Annotated in this window: 11 protein-coding genes; 6 read left to right on the top strand and 5 right to left on the bottom strand. The window is 66.7% G+C overall.

Going from position 1 to position 16,972, the window contains the following annotated elements:
• Positions 1-58: 58 nt before the first annotated feature.
• Together ACO06P_RS24250 and hisD are read right to left on the bottom strand one after the other, a co-directional pair.
• Positions 59-1,321, bottom strand: a complete 1,263-nt coding sequence (locus ACO06P_RS24250; protein WP_420347790.1) for a DegT/DnrJ/EryC1/StrS family aminotransferase — start codon at positions 1,319-1,321, stop codon at positions 59-61.
• Entirely contained in the window at positions 1,318-2,712 is a 1,395-nt protein-coding gene (gene hisD / locus ACO06P_RS24245) for a histidinol dehydrogenase (protein ID WP_420347789.1), read from the bottom strand. Before hisD ends, ACO06P_RS24250 begins: the two co-directional genes overlap by 4 nt.
• 217 nt (positions 2,713-2,929) lie before the next feature.
• On the opposite strand from hisD, the gene ACO06P_RS24240 reads away from it, so the two are divergent.
• Positions 2,930-3,961, top strand: a complete 1,032-nt coding sequence (locus tag ACO06P_RS24240) for a LacI family DNA-binding transcriptional regulator (RefSeq protein ID WP_420347788.1) — start codon at positions 2,930-2,932, stop codon at positions 3,959-3,961.
• A 24-nt stretch (positions 3,962-3,985) separates the two neighbouring features.
• Here ACO06P_RS24240 and ACO06P_RS24235 read toward each other — a convergent pair whose 3' ends face one another.
• A complete protein-coding gene (locus ACO06P_RS24235) occupies positions 3,986-6,406 on the bottom strand; it encodes a GcvT family protein (protein ID WP_420347787.1) in 2,421 nt (806 codons plus the stop codon).
• A gap of 204 nt (positions 6,407-6,610) precedes the next feature.
• Between ACO06P_RS24235 and ACO06P_RS24230 the strand changes: the two genes are divergently transcribed.
• Positions 6,611-8,185: a trimethylamine methyltransferase family protein gene (locus tag ACO06P_RS24230; RefSeq protein ID WP_420347786.1), complete on the top strand. Its 1,575-nt coding sequence runs from the start codon at positions 6,611-6,613 to the stop codon at positions 8,183-8,185.
• Here the strand turns inward: ACO06P_RS24230 and ACO06P_RS24225 are convergent.
• Entirely contained in the window at positions 8,130-9,146 is a 1,017-nt protein-coding gene (locus tag ACO06P_RS24225) for a LysR family transcriptional regulator (protein WP_420347785.1), read from the bottom strand. The two genes, ACO06P_RS24230 and ACO06P_RS24225, sit on opposite strands and share 56 nt — an antisense overlap.
• A gap of 169 nt (positions 9,147-9,315) precedes the next feature.
• Here ACO06P_RS24225 and betC point away from each other — a divergent pair, with 169 nt between their 5' ends.
• Positions 9,316-10,827, top strand: a complete 1,512-nt coding sequence (betC, locus tag ACO06P_RS24220) for a choline-sulfatase (RefSeq protein ID WP_420347784.1) — start codon at positions 9,316-9,318, stop codon at positions 10,825-10,827.
• Here betC and ACO06P_RS24215 read toward each other — a convergent pair.
• Positions 10,824-11,729 carry a LysR substrate-binding domain-containing protein gene (locus ACO06P_RS24215; RefSeq protein ID WP_420347783.1) on the bottom strand — a complete coding sequence of 302 codons (906 nt, stop codon included), beginning with the start codon at positions 11,727-11,729 and terminating at the stop codon, positions 10,824-10,826. The two genes, betC and ACO06P_RS24215, sit on opposite strands and share 4 nt — an antisense overlap.
• Positions 11,730-11,890: 161 nt before the next feature.
• Between ACO06P_RS24215 and ACO06P_RS24210 the strand changes: the two genes are divergently transcribed.
• The 3 genes from ACO06P_RS24210 to ACO06P_RS24200 all read left to right on the top strand — a co-directional run bounded on the left by ACO06P_RS24210 (position 11,891) and on the right by ACO06P_RS24200 (position 16,911).
• Entirely contained in the window at positions 11,891-12,652 is a 762-nt protein-coding gene (locus ACO06P_RS24210) for an SDR family oxidoreductase (protein WP_420347782.1), read from the top strand.
• Positions 12,653-12,816: 164 nt separating this feature from the next.
• Positions 12,817-14,097 carry a cation:proton antiporter gene (locus ACO06P_RS24205; protein WP_420347781.1) on the top strand — a complete coding sequence of 427 codons (1,281 nt, stop codon included), beginning with the start codon at positions 12,817-12,819 and terminating at the stop codon, positions 14,095-14,097.
• Positions 14,098-14,286: 189 nt separating this feature from the next.
• Positions 14,287-16,911, top strand: coding sequence for a thiamine pyrophosphate-dependent enzyme (locus ACO06P_RS24200; protein WP_420347780.1), 2,625 nt, complete (start codon positions 14,287-14,289; stop codon positions 16,909-16,911).
• Positions 16,912-16,972: the final 61 nt, after the last annotated feature.

Raw genomic sequence — 16,972 nt, 5'->3', positions numbered from 1 at the left:
ACCTCCCCATCTGATCAACCTCAAAAAGCAGACCGCACCGCGGACCAGCAGGGCCGGTCTAGGCGCAAGCCCTAACCTTCGTCCCCCTCGCCACCGCCATCGCCTCGGCCAAGACCGCAGCGATGGTCCGGCAGTCCTCATCATTCAACCAGAGCGGCAGGCGCAGATCGCAGAGCCGGTGCAGCACGCGATCCGCGCTTGGCAGACTACCCTTCCTGGCCGTGCCGATGTAGCGCCAATGGTCGTGCCGGCTTGTGAACCCGATCGCATGCTCGGCGCCGAACCATTTGACGTGAACGCCGTGAGCATCGGCCTCCTGCACGAAACGGAGGGCCTGTTCGCCCGTCAAAGCATCCTCGGCGAAGGAGAACTGCAACGAGCTGGGCGTGAATTCCTCTTCAGGCGGGCGCTGTGGCAGCACAATGCCGTCGACCGCCTCAAGCTCACCGGCGAGGACCCGATAGATGTGACGCCAACGCGCGTTGCGTTCATCCAACAAGGGGAGTTGGGACCGCAGGATCGCGGCCACCAGGCCCGACATCCGCATGGAGCAGTTGGGCGTGGCATAGCGGTGCCGTTCGAAGACCTCCAGCGACGGCCGGGCACGGTGCTGCGCATAGAGCATATAGCTGCCGGACAGCAGGATCGCCCGGGCGGCGATGTCTTTGTCGTCCGTCACCAGAAGCCCGCCTTCGCCGGAGTTCATGTGTTTGAAAGTCTGGGTGCTGAAGCAGCCGACATGACCGAACCCGCCGGTCAGTCGGCCCTTCCATCCGGCCCCCATGGTATGCGCGCAGTCCTCGATCAGGATCAGTCCGCGGCGCTCGCAGAGGGCGACGACCGCCTCCATGTCGGGAATGTGACCCCGCATGTAGGACAGCAGGAAGTAGCGCGCTCCGCTCTGCTCAGCCTTTCGATCGAGGTCGTCGAGGTCGACGACATAGCGCTCGTCGATGTCCACCAGCACAGCCTCGGCGCCGGCATGCGCGATGGCGCCGGGTACGGGCGCGAGGGTAAACGCGTTCACCAGAACCTTGTCGCCGGGCTCCACGCCACAGGCCCGCAATGCAAGGAACATGGCACAGCCGCCGGAGTTGACGCCCAGGCAGTACTTGCGGCCCGTGTAATCCGCGAACTCCTGCTCCAGGAGTGCGGCTTCCGGAATGCTGTTGCGGTCTTCGCCATAGCGGAACAGTCGGCCGTCCCGCAGCAGCTTCACCGCCGCTTCGACACCGGCCTCCGGTATGGGATCGGGTGCGCTCAGATCGCCGCGGAAGACCGTGCGGCCCGAAGTGTCCAGGAGCGCGCCCTTCTCGCTCATTGTGCAGCTGTCTCCGTTTCTGCAGAGGCCTCCGGGGAAAGTCGGAACTCCTCACCCGGGAAGTACTTGGCCAGGCGTACATCGCCGGTCATGGCATGCCCCTCCATGCCCTCCAGACGCGAAATACGGCTCGAGACCTGAGCGACGTCCCGCGAGGCTCCGCGGGTCATACGCTGATAGGTCAGCACCTTGATGAACTTCTGCGCGTTGAGGCCGCCGGAGTAACGCCCGGCACCGCGCGTCGGCAGAATATGGTTGGGTCCGGAGCACTTGTCGCCGAAGGCCACCGTCGTCTCTTCACCCAGAAACAGGGAGCCGTAGTTCTTTAGGGACTTCAGCCACCAGTCCAGGTCCTCCGCTTGAACCTGCAGATGCTCGGGCGCGTAGCGGTCGCAGACGGCACAGGCTTCTTCGCGGGTGTCGGTGAGGATCACCTCGCCAAAGTCTCGCCACGCCGCCGTGGCGGACTCCCGCGACAGACCGGGCAAGGCGTCGATGACCCGCGGCATAAGCTCGATCACCTGCTCGCCAAGGCGGCGGCTGGTGGTGACCAGCCAGACCGGGGAATCGGGACCATGCTCGGCCTGGCCGGCCAGGTCGGCGGCAACGATCGCGGCATCCGCCGTATCGTCGGCGGCAACCATCGACTCCGTGGGGCCGGCGATGACATCGATGCCGACGCGCCCGAAGAGCATCCGCTTGGCCTCGGCGACGAAACTGTTGCCGGGACCGACGATAATATCGGCCGGATGCCCTGTGAAATGGCCGTAAGCCAGGGCTGCAACCCCCTGTACACCGCCCAGGGCCAGGACGCTGTCGGCGCCGGAAAGCTTCATCGCATAGAGGATCGCGGGATGAATGCGCTGATCGCCCTTGGCCGGCGAGGTCGCGATCACGTTCTCCACGCCGGCGGTCTTGGCGGTGCAGACACTCATGATCGCCGAGGCGGCATGGGCATAGCGGCCGCCCGGGACATAGCATCCGGCCGTGGTTACGGGAATCAACCGCTGCCCGGCCACCAGGCCGTCAAGCAGTTCGGTTTCGAATTCCTGCTGGGAATCCCGTTGCCGCTGGGCGAAATCGCGCACCCGCGCGTGGGCATAGCGCAGGTCGTCCTTGGTCGTTTCGGGGAGCCGCGCCTCGGCATCGCGGAACCAGTCCTCCGGCGCCACGATGTCGCCGCGCCAGGAATCCAGCTTTTCGGCGAAGGCGCGACTGGCCGCCTCACCCCCGCTTTCAAGCTCTGCGAGCATGCCGGCGACAATCTCGCCGGTCTGCGCAGCAGCCGCCTTGGCCTGGCCCGAAGCCTTTTTGAGGTAAACCTCTCCCATCGCCGTAGAACCTTGCCGCCCGGGTCCGGCCGCCAGCCCGAAGACCCTATCCCTTGTCATTTTTGAAAGCGCTTTCACTTTCGCACTCTTTCCAACAACAGACCACAGACCTTGGCGGAGAGTCAACATGCTGGCGCATTAGCCGCCCTTGGGCCTGAAAACACAGTAAAATCCCAAATGACTAAGGTTCCCAGAACTCGCAGAATGCGCTAGCCTGATCTGACGGTCATGGCAGATTTGCCTGTTCCCAGGTTTTTTTGGAAGGGCTTTCAAACGAATGCGCCGTGCGTCGACGACCCTGGAAGATGTGGCACGCCTTGCCGGCGTCTCCCCTGCAACGGTCTCGCGCTGCATCAACCAGCCGCAGAGCGTCCGGGCGGAGAAGCGGGCGCGCATCCAAAGCGCCATCGACGAGCTTGGCTATGTCCCCAACGGGGCCGCCCGGGCCCTTGCGTCCCGGCGCTCCCATATGATCGGGGCCATCCTGCCGTCGCTCGACAACATGCTCTTCGGCGGCCCCCTGGAAGCCTTTCAGAAGGAAATCGGCAGCGCCGGCTACACGGTGGCGGTCGCCTGCTCCGAATACGACCCGCAGCACGAGCGGGTCCACATCCGCAACTTTCTGGAAAGCCAGGTCGATGCCCTGCTTCTGGTCGGGGCGCACCGCGATCCCAACATCTATCGCCAGATCGAACGCCACGGCATTCCCTATGTCCTGACCTGGGTGTCCAGCGGAGACCGGCAGGAGCATTGCGTCGGTTTCGACAATGCCGCGGCAGCCGGGCATCTCGTCGACTATCTGGTCTCCCTCGGGCATCGCCGCTTTGGGATGATTTCCGGCCACGTGGATCAGAACGACCGCGCCGGTGCGCGGCTCTCGGGCGTGCAGAAGGCGCTGACGCGGCATGGCCTCACACTGGACCCGGCCCATCTTCTCTACCGCCCCTTCGAGCCGGATGCCGGCCGCGATGCCTTTCACATCCTCATGTCGGCCCCGGAACCGCCGACCGTGATCGTCTGCGGGTCCGAGCCGCATGCCTATGGCGCCTTGTTCGAGGCCAAGGATATGGGCATCGCCGTGCCCGGCGAGGTCTCGGTCACCGGCTTCGACGACATGTGGCTGGCGAGCCAGACAAGCCCGACGCTGACCACCGTGCGCACGCCGCGGGAGGAAATGGGCCGGCAGGCGGCTCAGCACCTCCTGGCCTGCCTGCGCGGCGAGCGCATCGTCGCCCCGCGGCCCCTGGAGACGACGCTGGTGGTGCGGCGCTCGACGGCGGCGCCACGGACCAGCCGCCACCTCGCCTGACGACACTGCCTTCTCCGTCATACGTCACGCCCTTACGCGCGTGAAATCCGGATCGTAGAGGCAGGGCGCCGAAACCTCCGCAGCGACGGGCTCGCCGATCACCTCGACGGTCAAACTGGACCCCTCCACGGCGCAGGAGGGATCGACGAAACCGAGGGCGATGTTGCGCGCGACCCGGTGTCCCCAGCCGGCGGAGGTCACGGTGCCCACCACCGCTCCGTCGTGCAGTATCGAGTCGCCCGGCTGGGCCGGTGCGCGGGAGGTTTCCAGCGTCAGGGTGACGAAGCGGCGCCGCGGGCCGGCGGCACGCATGGCCTCCAGGCCTGCCTTGCCGACGAAATCCTTGTCCCAGCGGACGAAGCGGTCCAGCCCGCATTCCAAAGGATTGAACTCAGTGATCAGATCCGCCTTCCAATGCCGAAAGCCCTTTTCGAGACGCATGGCCTCCGTTGCGTAAAGGCCGAAGGGGCGCAGGCCGAAGCGCTCCCCAACCGCCCACAAGGCCTCGAAGGCCGGCAGAAGCTGGGCATTGGGAATGTGCAGCTCCCAGGCCAGCTCGCCTGAAAAGGACACCGCCATGGCGACCGCCTCGGCATGACCGATACGCACGGGGCGCACGGACAGCCAGGGCAAGGCTTCCCTGGACCAATCCGTCCGCGGCGCCACGGCGGTCAGCAGGCCGCGGGCCCGCGGGCCGGCAACCACCAGGATGGTATGGCTGTTGGTGAGGCTCTCGATCCGCACCGAGCCGTCGGCCGGCAGCTGTTCGCGGAGCCAGTCCATGTCGTGGTACTCCGCCGCCGCCGCCGAGCCGAACCAGAAACGGTCTTCTCCCAGAGCGGCGACGGTCGCCTCTCCGGCGACGTTGCCCCGTTCGGTCAGGAAATAGGTCAGAGCGACACGCCCGGGCCGCGCCGGCAACCGCGAGCAGACAAGACCGTCCAGCCAGTCCCGCGCGCCCTTCCCCCGCAATTCGTAGCGATTGAATCCGGAGATCTCCATGATGCCGACAGCGTTCTGAACCGCTTCGACCTCGGCGCCCACCACGCCGAAGGTGTTGTTGAAGCGGAAGGAGTGCACTTCCTCGAAATCCGGCGCCGGCTTGAAGTAGAGGGCGCGTTCCCAGCCGTTCACGACCCCGAAGGCGGCGCCCAGCTCTTTCAGGCGCGGATAGAGCGGCGTGGTCTTGATCGGCCGCGCCGCCGGGCGGTGCTCGTGGGGCATGTGGAAGCGGAACTCGTTCTGGTAGTCCTCGATCGCCTTGAGTGCCGTGTACTCCACGTTTGCATAGCGCGTGAAACGCCGGGGATCGAGGGGCCAGGTGTCGTAGCAGGCTTCACCATGAACCATCATCTGCGCCAGCAGCCAGCCGTGGCCGCCGCCCTCGCCGAGACCGGCGCGCAGGCCCGTGATGCACCAGGCATTGCGCTTGCCCGGCAGCTTTCCCACCAGCGGCACGCCGTCCGGCGTGTAGGTGATGGGTCCGTTGATCACGCTGTGAATGCCCGCCTCCATGAGGCAGGGCACGCGGGCGAAGGTTCCCTCCATGACGTCCATGCAGCGGTCGAGATCGTCCGGACAGAGCGCATTGGTGAAGTTGGGATCGATCCCGTCCAGGCCCCAGGTGCGGCAGTCCTGTTCGTAGAAGCCGACCAGCAGGCCGTGCTTTTCCTGGCGGGCGTAGAAGTCGTCGGTCGGACAGCGGATCAGGGGAACCCGGAAGTCCAGCGCCGCGATCGCCGGAATCGGCTCGGTCAGCAGGTACTGGTGCTCCATCGACGCCACCGGCAGTTCGTCGCCGGTCATGGCGGCGATCTCGTTGCAGCGGTAGCCGCCGGCGTTGACGAACATCTCGCAGTGAATGTCGCCCTTGTCCGTGTGGACGATCCACTCACCGCCCGGCTTTTGGGTCAGCCCGGTCACGGCGGTGTGGCGATAGATCTCGGCGCCGGCCAGGCGGGCACGCCGCGCCAGGGCCTGGCAAAGCTGCGCCGGGTCGATGTCACCGTCCAGCGGGTCCCAGAGGGCACCCAGCAGCCCGTCGGTGGTGATCAGCGGGTGGCGCCGCCCGCTCTCTTCAGGATCCAGGAGCTCGAAGTCCACGCCCATGCCCTTGGCCAGGGACATGAAATGGCGGTAACCGTCGAGATGATCCTGGGTCGAGGCCAGGCGCAGACCGCCCGTCGCGTGGTGGTAGTTGATGGGGTAGTCCGGGTCGTCGGCCAGTTCCTTGTAGAGGCGGATGGAATGGGATTTCAGGCCGACCATGACCTGGATGGCACCGAAATTGGTGACCTGCGCGGCCGAATGCCAGGTGGTTCCGGAGGTCAGCTCGTCCCGCTCCACCAGCACGACGTCGTGCCAGCCTTCCTCGGTCAGGTGATAGAGCGCGCTGCATCCGCCGATGCCCCCGCCGATCACCACCACCCGCGCATGCGTCTTCATCGTCCGACCGGCCCCTCACCGCCTTTATCTGGAAAGCGGCAGCATGCGCAACGGCGGCGCCGGGGTTAACCGGGATCCCGCGTGTTAAGGAAGAATGCCGGGCGGCCTTCGAATTCCCTTAACCTGACGTCGAACGCCCTGCGCAGGGAGGGGCCGTGAGGCAGACTGGGGCGCGTATCGAAAGGGCGCTGCGAGGGGATCGTCATGACGTCGGAAGAGTCCAGGCTGGGGCGCCGGGGACGCGGGCGCGCAGCCCGCATCGCCGCCCGCCAGGCCGCCGAGGCCGCGGTCGACCCCTGCCCGCCCGGCCAGCCCGGGGGCGCCTACCGGCCGCTGACGGAATCAGACCTGCGGACCATCTGTGACGAGGCCTTCCGGGTCCTGGAAGAAATCGGCATGGCCGAGGTTCCCACGATCGTCGAGGAAAAGGCGCTGGCCCGGGGCGCGCATCTCAACGCCGAACAGCGGCTCTGCTACCCCCGCGCAATGGTGGAGGACATCGTGGGCGGGGCAGCCAAGGGCTTCACCTATCACGGCCGGGACCACCGCCACGACATCGAGGTCGGCGGCGACAGGGTCTACTTCGGGACCGGCGGCGCCGCTGTGCAGACGCTGGACCGCACCACCGGCCTCTACCGCCCCTCCACCCTTGCCGATCTCTACGACTTCACGCGCCTGATCGACACCCTGGCGAACGTCAGCTGGTTCACGCGCTGCTGCGTCGCCACCGACGTTGAGGATACGCTCGACCTCGACATCAACACCGCCTATGCGCTGCTGGCCGGCACCACCAAGCCGGTCGGAACCTCCTTTACCTTACCGGAGCACGTGGCGCCGGTGATCGAGATGTTCGATCTCGCCCTCGGCGGTGCGGGCCGCTTTCGCGAACGGCCGTTCTGCAAAGCGCACATCAGTCCGGTGATCTCACCATTGCGCTACGGCGAAGACGCGGTGGGCGTGACGCTGGAGTGCATCCGCCTGGGGGTCCCGATTAACGCCATCGTGGCGGCCATGTCCGGGGCGACGGCGCCGGCGACGCCGGCGGGCTTCCTCGTGCAGTCCACGGCCGAGACCCTTGCCGCCCTTGCCCTCGTGAACCTCTTCGCGCCCGGCTTCCCGATGATCTTCTCCAACTGGCCGCTGGTCATCGATCTGCGGAGCGGCGCCTTTTGCGGCGGCGGCGGGGAGATCAGCATGATGAACGCCGCGGCGGCCCAGATCGGCCGCCACCTGGGCCTGCCGTCCGGGGTCGCCGCCTCCATGTCCGACGCCAAGGCCGTGGACGCACAGATGGGTATGGAAAAGGGCCTCGCGGCGCTGGCGGCCGGCCTCGCCGGGGCGAACATGGTCTACGAGTCCTCCGGCATGATGGCGAGCCTGCTGGGTGCCTCCTTCGAGGCCTTCGTCGCCGACGACGAGATGCTCAGCCACGTCTACCGCATGCTGCGCGGGGTCGAGGTCGACCGCGACAGCCTGGGGTTCGAGACCATTCGCGAAGCCGTGAGCGGCGATGGCCACTTCCTGGGTGCGGCACAGACCATGGCGGCCATGCAGCGCGACTACTTCTATCCCAGCCTTGCCGACCGGGACGAGCCCAGGACCTGGGCCGAGGCAGGCGCAAGCGACCTGCAGACGCGCGCCAAGGCGCGCGCCGACCGCATCCTCGCCGGACATTTTCCCAGCTACGTCGATCCGGCGGCCGACCGCGCAATCCGGGAGCGTTTCAAGATCCTCCTGCCGCAGGAACGGATGCAGGCGCCGGGTCCTCAAGGATCTTGAAAAGATCCTCGCCGCCGGGGATCAGTCGCCCGGCTTCAGGAAGCACAAGGTCGCGCAAGATGCCGCGCAGCGTCTCGGCCAGACGTGCTGGCAGCGATCCCAGCTCGCCGCGCCGAGCCGCCAGGGACACGCTGCGCGTGAGGCGGGTGAAGGGCGACGGGAGAACCACCACATCAGGCGCAAAGCGTGTCGCGTCGAGGATGTTCAGCGGCGTGCCCAGTGTCCAGCCGCCCAGCTGGCCGACCATGGCCAGGATGGAGCGCGACGCCTCGAAGGAGAACCGCCGCTCGGGCGCGAAACGATGGCGCCGCAGGTGCTGCTCGACCAAGCGGCCGATCGGCATCTTCTCGTTGTGGTGGACAAAAGGCAGAAGGCGCAACTGGTCGAGCACGGGCTCCGCAGCGTCCAGACATCCGCGCGCGGCCACGACCGCGAAGGTTTCGGTCAGCAGCGGGAAGACGTCGTAGGCCGAAGGGTCGTCCGGCGGCAGGCCGGTGATGACGACATCCGCCTCCCGGGCGACAAACGCCGCCGTGATGGCATCGGAACGGCCGGACACGGCGCTGAGGGCCGTCTTCGGAAACTCTTTGTGAAGCGCGGCGACAAAGCGCGGCGTCACCGAGGCATCGAAATCGTCGATCACCGCAAAGCGCAATTGCGGCAGCGCGGCCAGGTTCAGCTCCATCATCTGCGCCTGCGCATCGGCCACCGCCACCAGCACTTTGCGGGCGTGGCTCAGCATCAGGGCCCCGGCCGGCGTCGGCCGCAGGGGCCGTTCAGAGCGATCGAGGAGCATCGTTCCGGCAAAGGCCTCGAGGTTGGTGATCTGCTGGGAGATCGCCGCCGGGCTGGCACCCAGGCGTTCGGCGGCCTTGGCCATGGAGCCGGCCTCGTCCACGGCGACCAGCACACGCAGAGCCCGGATACTCAGCTCCTGTGGATGGTCCTGGGTCACTTGCACACCGCCTCCCCTGTCGAATTCGCTTCATCTTACGATCAACGTCAAATTCCCTTAAGTTTAAGGTACTGCCGACGCTTTGCGCCAGTCCCGGGTCGCGATTTCGTCAGCAGTGCGGCGGCTCTCAGGCTAGCCATGAGTCTCGGGAGTGAATGGACAAGGAGACAGTGCAATGAGCCGGCGGCCCAACTTTCTGATCCTGATGGTCGACCAGATGGCGGGAACGCTCTGTCCGGACGGTCCCGCCGCGTTTCTGCACACGCCGCATCTGAAGGCCCTGGCGGCGCGCGCCCTGCGCTTTTCCAGCTGCTACACGCCGAGCCCCCTTTGCCTGCCGGCGCGCGCGTCCTTCATGACCGGGCTGCTGCCGTCGAAGACCGGGGTCTATGACAACGCGGCCGAGTTCGCGGCGAGCCTGCCCACCTTCGCCCACCACCTGCGGCGCGCCGGCTACCGCACGGCGCTCAGTGGCAAGATGCACTTCGTCGGACCCGACCAGTTGCACGGCTTCGAGCGGCGCCTCACCACCGACATCTATCCCGCCGACTTCGGCTGGACGCCGGACTACCGCAAGCCCGGGGAGCGGATCGATTGGTGGTATCACAACCTGGGCTCCGTCACCGGCGCAGGCGTCGCCGCCATCACCAACCAGCTGGAGTTCGACGACGAAACGGCTTTCCATGGCGAAAGCGAGCTCTACCGCCTCGCCCGCGGCGCAGCGGAGACACCCTGGTGCCTCTGCGTGAGCTTCACCCACCCCCACGATCCTTATGTGGCCCGGCAGCAATACTGGGACCTCTACGAAGACTGCGCGGCCTTGTCGCCGGAGACATCCGCGCTGGACTTCAGCGATCACGACCCGCACAGCCGCCGGCTGCTGGAAGCGCTGGATCATCGAAACTACGCGGTCACGCCAGAGCATGTCCGCGCGGCGCGGCGGGCCTATTTCGCCAACATCTCCTACCTCGACGACAAGATCGGGCGGTTGCTGGCGGCGCTGGACGCCTGCGGTCAGAGCGAAAACACGGTGGTGCTGTTCTGCTCCGACCACGGCGACATGCTGGGCGAGCGCGGCTTGTGGTTCAAAATGAGCTTTTTCGAAGGATCGGCCCGCATTCCCCTGATGATCGCCGGGCCCGATCTGCTCCCCCGGACAATCGATACGCCGGTCTCCGCGCTCGATATCGCGCCGACCCTGGCGGCGATGGCGGGGATCGGCCTGCAGGCCGAAGGCCAGGAGCTCGATGGGCATTCACTGCTGCCGATCATCTCCGGCGAGCGGGCGCTGCGCGCACCGGTGCTGATGGAATACGCCGCCGAGGGCTCCGAGGCGCCCCTCGTCTCGATCCGCGAGGGCCGTTTCAAGTTCAACCACTGCCTGCTCGATCCGCCGCAGCTTTTCGATCTGGAGGCCGACCCCCTGGAACGGCAGAATCTGGCGGAGGATCCGGCCGCAGCGGTGCGGGTCCACGGCTTCCTGGACAAGGTGGACGCGTACTGGGACCTGGAGGCCTTCGATACGGCGGTGCGGCGCAGCCAGGCCAACCGCTGGATCGTCTACGAGGCCCTGCGCCGGGGCCGTTACCACCCCTGGGACCATGCGCCTGACGCGCAAGCTGCGGAGCGCTATATGCGCAACCACATGGATCTCAATGTCGTTGAGGAAGAGGCGCGCTTTCCCTAGCGGCCGGCGTTCTTCACTTCGGCCCGCAGGAAGTCGATCATCACCCGCACCTTGCGCGGCAGGTAGGCGCGGCTCGGATAGACAAACCAGGCCGCCGTGTCGAAGGTGGTGGCCGTGACCTCGTAGCCGGGAAAGAGCTGGACCAGACGGCCGGCGGCAAGATCATCGTCGATGAGCCAGTCGGCCAGAAGGCCCGGCCCCGCCCCGGCAATCACCGCAGAGCGCAGGCTGAGCGCCGACGACACGGCCAGGTCACCGGCCACGGGCACCTCGGTGATCGTGCCGCGCCGGTCGCGAAAGCGCCAGGCGGAGCGAAAGCCCGGCAGCGTGAAAAGCACGCAGCGATGATTCTCCAGCCCTTCCGGGCGTTGCAGCTTGGCTGCGCGCGCCAGGTATTGCGGCGCCGCACAGACCCGGTAGCGGGTGTCGAGGAACTTGGCGGAAACCACATCGCCGGAAACCTCGGGGCCCAGGCGCACCGCCAGATCGATGCCCTCGGCCACCAGATCGACGTTGGCGTCGGAGAGGACCAGTTCCAGGCGGACGCCCGGATAGGCGGCACGGAAGGCCGGGACCAGCGGCATGACGACCCTTTCGCCGAAGGCGATCGAGGCGGTCATGCGCAGGGTGCCGGACGGCGCCGCGCTGACCGCGCGGGCCTCCTCCCGCGCTTCGTCGAGCTGATCGAGGATCGCAGAGAGCTGCCGGAGAAAGACCGCGCCGCCCTCCGTCAGGCTCATGCGGCGGGTCGTACGCTGGAACAGGCGAATGCCGAGGTCGTCCTCCAGCAGCCCGACGGCGCGGGACACGGAAGACGGATCGACGCCGCGGTCCTTGGCCACAGCCGCGAAACTGAGGCGATGCCCCACGTCGACCAGCAAGCGCAGGCTCTCTATGTTCATTCGTGCTGATATCGCATGAGTCAGATGTAGACAAGGCTATTTAATGTTCAGAGATTTCGCAATAGCCTGCTGCTCGACGCTGATGGCCCCCTGGCACGGCAGGATGCGGGCCCATCGCTGCAAGATGTTGAACAGCACAGATGTACGAGGAGACCTCTGCGATGATCGATCTGACCGGAAAGGTGGCACTGGTGACCGGCGCCAGCCGCGGAATTGGTGCTGCCAGCGCGCGCAAACTTGCCGACTGCGGCGCCGCCGTACTCCTGACCGCCCGCAGCGGTGACGCGATCGACCGCCTGGCCGGAGAGATCCGCGCCGCAGGGGGCGCAGCGGATGCCAAGACCTGCGACGTCAGCCGCTACGAGGATGTCAGCGCCGCGGTGGACCTCTGCGTGGAGCGCTTCGGGCGGCTCGACATCCTGGTCAACAACGCCGGGCTGATCGATCCGATCAGCCGCCTTGCGGAGTCCGATCCCGAGGACTGGGCCAAGGTCGCAGACGTGAACTACAAGGGCGTCTACCACGGCCTGCGGGCAGCCCTTCCGGTCATGCTGTCCCAGGGATCCGGCATCGTCGTCAACATCAGCTCCGGCGCCGCGACCTCGGCGCTGGAGGGCTGGAGCCACTACTGCTCCTCCAAGGCCGCCGCCCTCGCCCTGACCCGTTGCGCCGACAAGGAGTACGGCGACCAAGGCATCCGGGTTGTCGGCCTGAGCCCGGGCACCGTTGCGACCGATATGCAGATCGCCATCAAGGCCTCCGGTATCAATCCGGTCAGCCAGCTCGATCCCTCCGTGCATATTCCGGCGGACTGGGCGGCCGAGGCGGTCGTCTGGCTCTGCAGCGATGCCGGCGCCGCCTATGCCGGCACCGACTTCTCCCTGAAGACCGAGGAAGGCCGCCGTCTGGTCGGTCTCACCTGAGGCGAAGCCCCTCCCCCGTCCTCCGCGTAACCCCTGCAGGCGCTCCGGCATCGGTGATGCGTGGTTCGGCCCGGCGGGAGTCTGCTAGTGTCTCCCCCCGGGCCGGAACTCCGGACCTGCGCGGCGTTCCCGGCCCCGCGATCGGACGGAAAGAGGGGGATGTCGTGGACACCTTGGGCTTTGTGGTGATCGCCGCCGGGGTCATCACCTTCAGTTTGATCTCCAACCGCGTCCAGGCGGGAATCGTCACCGCCCCGATGGTCTTCGCAGGCTTTGGCCTGCTGATTGGCGAAGGCGGGCTGGGTCTGGCGGATCTCGCCATCGATCACAGCATCGTGCACGGCCTCGCGGAGCTCACCCTCATTCTGGTCCTGTTTTCCGATGCCGCGCGGATCGACCTGCGCCAGGTGCGGCGCGATCACAACCTGCCTTTGCGCATGCTTGTCGTCGGGATGCCGCTCACGGTGGCTCTGGGCGCCGCCCTTGCCCTTCTGCTCCCCTTCGGCTTCTCGCTCTGGGAAGCGGCGCTCCTGGCGGCCATCCTGGCACCGACCGACGCCGCGCTCGGGCAGGCCGTGGTCTCGAACCGCCGCGTCCCCGTGCGGATCCGGCAGGCCCTCAACGTGGAAAGCGGGCTCAACGACGGGATCGCCCTGCCGCTGGTCCTGCTGTTTGCGAGCCTCGCCAGCCTGGCACCCGGGGCGGCCGGCGAGGAAAACTGGATCGCCTTCGGCCTGAAACAGATCATTCTGGGGCCGCTGGCCGGCATCGCGATCGGCGCCCTGGGCGCAAGGCTGATCGACCGCGCGGTCGCCACCGACCTGATGTCCGAAAGCTTCGAGGGAGCCGCCATTCTCGGCCTTGCCCTGCTGGCCTTCGCGGGCGCCGAGGTGATTGGGGGCAACGGCTTCATCGCGGCCTTCACCGCCGGGATTGTCTTCGGCAACCACGTGCGCGGGCGCTGCACCTTCATCTTCGAGTTCGCGGAGGCGGAAGGCCAGTTGCTGGTGTTGCTGACTTTCATGATTTTCGGTGCAGCCTTCCTTCCCGAAGCCCTGCACCACGTCACCTGGACGCACGCGCTCTATGCCGTCCTCAGCTTGACGGTGATCCGCATGGTGCCGGTTGCGCTGTCCTTGATCGGAGCGAAGGTGAGCCTGGCAACGGTGGGGTTTCTCGGCTGGTTCGGTCCCAGAGGGTTGGCATCCTTCCTCTTCGCCCTCCTGGTGCTGGAACAAAGCGCCATCCCTGCGCAGGAGCCCATCCTGTTGGTCGTCATCTGCACGGTCGCGTTCAGCATCGTTCTTCACGGCGTCTCGGCGGCCCCGACCGCACGGGCCTATGGTGCTTTGGCAGAGCGCATGGGCGAGTGCCCGGAGAACAAGCCGGTCGGCGAGATGCCCACGCGCCACGACGCCTCTGCCGGAACAGTCAGCCAGTCATGAGACCGCTCTCCAACGTCTGCGGTTCATCCCACCAGGCAAAGTGGCTTTGTCACAAAGTCGCGCTCGTGAAGACGCGGCGGCTTCACTAGCATGGCGTCGCAGCGTGTTTGGCCGCGGACCCACCACGGGGTCTGATGCCCAGAAGGTAACGTCGGTTGCAGTTTTCAAGGACGGACAGGAGAACAGGTCATGGCTGAGAACGAAGCGGGCAACAGCGGCAATCCTCAGGTCACTGTCGAAGTCGAACAGGACGGCCCGCTGAAGGTCACCGGACTGACTGCCTTTTTCAACTCGCGCGGCGAAGCGATCTCCGCCAAGAAAACCGTTTTCCTCTGCCGCTGTGGGGCCTCCAAGAACAAACCCTTCTGCGACGGCACCCACAGCCAGGTCGGTTTCACCGATGCCAAGGACGACGAGCGTATGCCCGACCGGCTCGACCGCTACGAGGGCCGGGAGATCACCGTCCTCGACAACCGCGGTGTTTGTTCCCATGCCGGGTATTGCACCTCCGGTCTGCCCTCGGTCTGGCGTTCGGCTGTCGAACCCTGGATCGATCCCGATGGGGCAGCCAAGGATGAGATCATCGATACCATCCGCAAGTGCCCTTCCGGCGCGCTCAGCTATCTGGAGGACGGGGCGGCCCAGACCGACTTCCACGAGGACGCGGAGGTCCAGATCTCCCGAGACGGCCCCTACTACGTACGCGGCGGCGTGGAACTGAAAGGCGTCGCCTTCGGAGAGGGCGCCAGCCGTGAACACTATGTGCTCTGTCGCTGCGGCCATTCGCGCAACAAGCCCTTCTGCGACGGCAGCCACTGGTACGCTGGCTTCCACGACGATGAGGCGCTGACCATCTCCAAGGCCGCCCGCGCCGGCGAGGCCGGCGAGGAGGCCTGGGTCGCCGTCGGCACCTCCGAGGACTTTGCCGAGGGCAAGGTAAGTGCGCTGACGGTGGGCGAAAAGCAGGTCGCCCTCACCCGCCTGGACGGGGAACTGCGCGCGCTCGACGGGCGCTGCCCGCACCAGGGCGGCCCGCTGGGGGAAGGCAACCTCTGTGACGGCGCCCTGCGCTGCCCCTGGCACGGCTACGACTTCGACCTCAAGACCGGCAAGGGCCGCGGCAATGAGCACAGCGTCGAAACCCTGAAGGTGCGCGAAGAAGACGGCAAGGTGGAGATCGCCCTGCCGAAGCCCAAGCGCTCCGACTGGACCGTCAGCCACGTGATCGCGGAGACCCTGGCTGAGTGGGGCATCGACACGGTCTTCGGCATGGTCGGCCATTCGAACCTCGGCATGGCAGAGGCCCTGCGCATTCAGGAGGGCCGCGGCAGGATGCGCTTCTTCGGTATCCGCCACGAAGGCGCGGCGGCCTTCGCCTGCTCCGGCTATGCCAAGGCGACCGGCCGGCCGGCGGCCTGTCTGTCCATCGCCGGGCCCGGCGCCACGAACCTGCTGACCGGCCTCTGGGACGCCAAGGTCGACCGGGCGCCGGTGATCGCCTTGACCGGCCAGGTGCAGACCCAGGTCATGGGCCCCGGCGCCTTCCAGGACATCGACCTCTCCTCCGCCTTTGAAGCGGTGACCCGCTTCAGCCAATCGGTCCTGCCGGACAGCGACCATGCGGAGCTGGCCTCGCTGGCGGTCAAGAACGCGGTGATCGAGCGCGACGTGGCCCATCTTATCCTGCCGGACGAGGTGCAGGTCATCGATGCCGGCAAGGCTGGACCCGGCCGGCCCGAGGGCCGGCTGTCTCCGACCGCCATCACGCCGCCCAAGCAGTCCGTCGATTACGCCATCGCCCGCATCGCCCGCGCCAAGCGGCCGTTGGTCATCGTCGGCTACGGCGCGCGCGAGGGTATTGCCGAGGTGACCGCTCTCGCTGAAGCTTTGAACGCCCCCGTGATCACCACCTTCAAGGCCAAGGGTCTGATCGGCGATCACCACCCCCTCGGCGGCGGCGTGCTGGGGCGCAGCGGGACGCCGGTGGCGAGCTGGTTCATGAACGAATCCGACCTTCTGATCGTGTTCGGTGCGTCCTTCTCCCACCACACCGGCATCGACGCCCGCAAGCCGACCATCCAGGTGGACTTCGACCGCATGGCCCTGGGCAAGTTCCACGGCGTCGACGAGCCGATCTGGGGAGACATCGGCATGACCGCAGCCCTGCTGCGCGACGGCCTGCCTGCCAGCCGGGCCTGCAGCGACCAGCGCAGGGAACTGGCCGACCGCTGGAAAGCCTGGCGTGCGGAAAAAGCCGAACGGGCCGCCAAGGACAACGGCCAGGGCGTCAATTCGGCCATCCTCTTCGAAAGTCTGGCCGAAGCGGTGCCCGAAGATGCCATCCTCAGCGTCGATGTCGGCAACAACACCTATTCCTTTGGGCGTTACTTCGAATGCCGATCCCAGTCGGTGCTGATGTCGGGCTATCTCGGGTCCATCGGCTTCGGCTTTCCGGCCGCCATGGGCGCCTGGGCGGCAGACACCGGGCGCAAGGTGGTCGCCATCAGTGGCGACGGCGGCTTCGGGCAGTACATGGGGGAGTTCACCACCGCAGTGAAGTACGGGATGGACATCACCCATGTGCTGCTGAACAACGGCGAACTGGGCAAGATCTCCAAGGAACAGCGCGACGGCGAGTGGAAGGTCTGGCAGACATCCCTGCAGAACCCCGGTTTTGCCGACTACGCCCGCCTCTGTGGCGGCGAAGGCTATCGCGTGGATCGCGCCGAAGACCTGGATACGGCCCTGCGTGAGGCTCTGGCGGCCAAAGGGCCGGCATTGATCGAGGTCATGACCGATCCCCTGCTGACCTGAGGAGCCGCTTGGGACACAAGGTCACAGGGAGGCGCCTCGCCAGCCGGCAGAATCGCGTGTA

It is taken from the genome of Pelagibius sp. (assembly GCF_965227505.1).
GTDB lineage: Bacteria > Pseudomonadota > Alphaproteobacteria > Kiloniellales > Kiloniellaceae > Pelagibius.
This window is presented reverse-complemented; position numbering and strand designations above follow the sequence as displayed.

Bases quoted from the DNA above. Each gene is read 5' to 3' on its own strand.
- ACO06P_RS24230 (WP_420347786.1), top strand. From the start codon at position 6,611: ATGACGTCGGAAGAGTCCAGGCTGGGGCGCCGGGGACGCGGGCGCGCA.
- ACO06P_RS24235 (WP_420347787.1), bottom strand. From the start codon at position 6,406: ATGAAGACGCATGCGCGGGTGGTGGTGATCGGCGGGGGCATCGGCGGA.
- hisD (WP_420347789.1), bottom strand. From the start codon at position 2,712: ATGACAAGGGATAGGGTCTTCGGGCTGGCGGCCGGACCCGGGCGGCAA.
- ACO06P_RS24200 (WP_420347780.1), top strand. From the start codon at position 14,287: ATGGCTGAGAACGAAGCGGGCAACAGCGGCAATCCTCAGGTCACTGTC.
- ACO06P_RS24240 (WP_420347788.1), top strand. From the start codon at position 2,930: ATGCGCCGTGCGTCGACGACCCTGGAAGATGTGGCACGCCTTGCCGGC.
- ACO06P_RS24250 (WP_420347790.1), bottom strand. From the start codon at position 1,321: ATGAGCGAGAAGGGCGCGCTCCTGGACACTTCGGGCCGCACGGTCTTC.
- ACO06P_RS24215 (WP_420347783.1), bottom strand. From the start codon at position 11,729: ATGAACATAGAGAGCCTGCGCTTGCTGGTCGACGTGGGGCATCGCCTC.
- betC (WP_420347784.1), top strand. From the start codon at position 9,316: ATGAGCCGGCGGCCCAACTTTCTGATCCTGATGGTCGACCAGATGGCG.
- ACO06P_RS24210 (WP_420347782.1), top strand. From the start codon at position 11,891: ATGATCGATCTGACCGGAAAGGTGGCACTGGTGACCGGCGCCAGCCGC.